Below are 3417 nucleotides of genomic sequence, written 5' to 3' on the forward strand. Positions count from 1 at the left end.
AGTGCTGTCCGGCGAGCCGGACTCCGAGCCGCCCGGGTGGGAGGGCACCTGGCCACCGCCGGGCGCCGTTCCGGTACCGGTCGACTACGACCGGCTCGCCGACACCGGCTTCACCTACGGTCCGGCGTTCCGGGGGTTGCGTGCGGCGTGGCGGCGCGGGGAGGAGATCTTCGCGGAGGTGCGGCTGCCTGAGGAGCGGCATGGTGACGACTTCGACCTGCATCCGGCACTGCTCGACGCGGCCCTGCACGCCGGACTGCTCGAAGGCGCGGACCGCGTCCGGCTGCCGTTCTCCTGGGCGGGGGTGACCTTGCATGCCACGGGCGCGACGGCCCTGCGGGTGCGGCTCACGCCGACCGGCCCGGACACCATGAGCCTGGCCCTGGCCGACGAAACGGGCGCGCCCGTCGCCACGGTGGCATCGCTCACCCTCCGGCCCGTCACGCCCCAGCAGCTACTGGCCCAGCGCCGCGACACGCCGCTTCACCATGTCGAATGGCTGCCCTTTCCGGGTGGCGCCGCTGGGCCGGCACCGTCATCAACCCCGCCGCGGGCGGACGGTGTCGCGCTGCTGGGCCCGGAGGGCATGGGCACTTCACTGCCCCTCGTCCCCGGCCTGTCGGCATTCGGCTCGCCGGCTCCCGCCATCGTGATCGCCCCCTTCCTGTCCCCATCGGCCGGGGAGAGCCCAGCCGAGGCGGCACGCGCCGCGACGGGCGAAGCGCTGCGGCTGGTGCAGGAGTGGTTCGGCGACGAGCGGTTCGCCTCCTCCCGGCTGGTCCTGCTCACCCGTGGCGCCGTGGCCGACCTGCCGGAGAGCGAGGTCACCGACCTGGCCCGCGCACCGCTGTGGGGTCTGGTCCGTTCCGCCCAGTCGGAAAACCCGGGGCGTCTGGTGCTCGCCGATATCGACGACGACCGTGCCTCGTTCGCGGCGCTGCTGGCGGCCCTGCCCAGCGGCGAGCCGCAGATCGTCGTGCGCTCCGGCCTGGCCCGCGTCCCGCGGCTGGCCAGGACGGAACGCGCCGCGGGCGACCGCCCGCCGGCGTTCGGCGGTGAGGGAACCGTGCTGATCACCGGCGGCACCGGAACGCTGGGCGGCCTGGTCGCCCGCCACCTCGCCGAGGCGCACGGCGTGCGGCGCCTGTTGCTGATCAGCCGCCAGGGCCCGGACGCAGCCGGTGTGGCGGAGCTGCGTGCCGACCTCGCCGCGCTGGGCGCGGAAGCGACCGTGACGGCCTGCGACGCCGCCGACCGGGAGGCGCTGGCTACCGCACTGGCCGGGGTGCAGTTGACCGGCGTCGTCCACACCGCCGGTGTCCTGGACGACGGGGTGATCGCCTCGCTGACCCAAGAGCGCATCGACACGGTGCTGCGGCCGAAGGTGGACGCGGCGTGGAACCTGCACGAACTCACGCGCGGCGCGGACCTGTCGGCGTTCGTCCTGTTCTCCTCGGCCGCGGGCCTGCTGGGCAACGCGGGTCAGGGCAGCTATGCCGCCGCGAACGCCTTCCTCGACGCTCTCGCCCACCACCGCCGGGCGGCGGGCCTCAGCGGGTCGTCTCTCGCCTGGGGGCTGTGGGCTCGTGCGAGCGGCATGACCAGCCATCTCGGTGAAGAGGAGGTGCGGCGCCTGGGCCGCACCGGTCTGCTGCCGCTGGAGACGGACCAGGGGCTCGCGTTGTTCGACGCCGCCGTGGCGGATGGCCGCGCGGCGCTGGTACCTGCTCTGCTGGACACGGCCGGGTCCCGGATGCGCGGCGAGGTGCCGTTCCTGCTCCGCGGCCTCGTGCGGGCTCCCGCCCGGCGCCAGGCCGACGGCGAGACGGCCGGCGCGTTGCAGCGGCGCCTCGAAGCCCTCTCCGGCACCCAACGTGACCGTGCCTTCCTGGACTTCGTCCGCGGCCACGTGGCCACCGTGCTCGGGCACGCGACGGCCGCATCGGTCGACCCGGAACGCGGATTCCTCGACCTGGGGCTGGACTCCCTGACAGCCCTCGAACTGCGTAACCGGCTGAATGCGGCGACCGGCTGCCGCCTTTCCCCGACCTTGATCTTCGACCACCCCACTCCGGCCGCGGTGGCACGCCATCTTCAGGCGGAACTTTTCCCCGTCCCGCCGCAGGAAGACTCCGCGGACACCAGTGAAGCGGAATTCCGCCGGGCTCTGGCATCCATTCCCTTGGCCCGATACCGGGAAGCCGGCCTGGTGGGGACGCTGCTTCGGCTTGCCGAATCCGGTGCGGCGGCAACAGTGCCTGACGAAACGGCCGCTGTCGACGCGCTGGACACCATGGACGTGGCCAGTCTCGTACGTGTAGCGCTGGGCGATCACTGACCGGTACGTGACCTGAGATTCGGAGTGCGACGATGACCGCATCCAGTGAAGAAGTCGTCAGGGCGCTGAGGGCCTCGCTGAAGGAGGCCGAACTCCTGAGGCAGCAGAATCGCGAGCTGACCGCCGCAAGGTCGGAACCGTTGGCCATTGTGGGGATGGCCTGCCGCTATCCGGGGGATGTGCGGTCGCCGGAGGATTTGTGGCGGCTGGTGGCGGGTGGGGTGGATGCGGTGTCGGATTTTCCTGTGGACCGGGGCTGGGATGTGGAGCGTCTGTTCGATCCGGATGTGGGGGTGCCGGGGAAGTCGTATGTGCGGCAGGGGGGTTTCCTGCGGGATGCGGGTGATTTCGATGCGGAGTTCTTCGGGATCAGCCCGCGTGAGGCCCTGGCCATGCATCCCCAGCAGCGGCTGTTGCTGGAGACCGCGTGGGAGGCGTTCGAACACGCCGGAATTCCCCTGGATTCCGTTCGAGGCAGCCGCACCGGAGTATTCGCCGGAGTCATGCACCAGGACTACGCGACCCTTCTGGAGGAGGTGCCGGAAGAACTCGAGGGATACCTCCTGACCGGGGACTCCGGCAGCGTCGTGTCCGGCCGGGTCGCCTACACGCTGGGTCTTGAGGGGCCGGCGGTGACGGTGGATACGGCGTGTTCCTCGTCGCTGGTGGCGCTGCACCTGGCCGCGCAGTCCCTGCGGAACGGCGAGTGCAGTCTTGCGCTCGCGGCCGGCGTCACAGTCATGACGAGCCCGTTGGGCTTCGTCGAGTTCAGCCGCCAGCGCGCCCTGTCTCCCGATGGTCGATGTCGGTCCTTCGCCGCCTCGGCGAACGGAACCGGCTGGTCCGAGGGAGCGGGAACGCTGCTGTTGGAGCGGTTGTCGGATGCGCGGCGGAACGGTCATCGGGTGCTGGCGGTGGTGCGGGGCTCCGCGGTGAACCAGGACGGTGGCAGCAGTGGTTTCTCGGCGCCGAATGGTGTGGCGCAGCAGCGGGTGATTCGGGCGGCGTTGGCGAATGCGGGTGTTTCGGCGGCCGAGGTGGATGTGGTGGAGGCGCATGGGACGGGGACGTCTTTGGGT

General features: G+C 71.6%; 2 protein-coding genes. Both read left to right on the forward strand.

The window, feature by feature from the left end; translation table 11 throughout:
- Window positions 1-2338, forward strand: a 2338-nt coding sequence (locus tag STBA_RS38165; protein ID WP_171987841.1) for a type I polyketide synthase, incomplete at its 5' end; no start/stop codon positions are given.
- Between the two features lie 32 nt (window positions 2339-2370).
- The coding region (locus STBA_RS33490; RefSeq protein WP_077062756.1) for a beta-ketoacyl synthase N-terminal-like domain-containing protein at window positions 2371-3417 on the forward strand (1047 nt) is incomplete at its 3' end.

Source organism: Streptomyces sp. MP131-18, assembly GCF_001984575.1.
Taxonomy (GTDB): domain Bacteria; phylum Actinomycetota; class Actinomycetes; order Streptomycetales; family Streptomycetaceae; genus Streptomyces; species Streptomyces johnsoniae.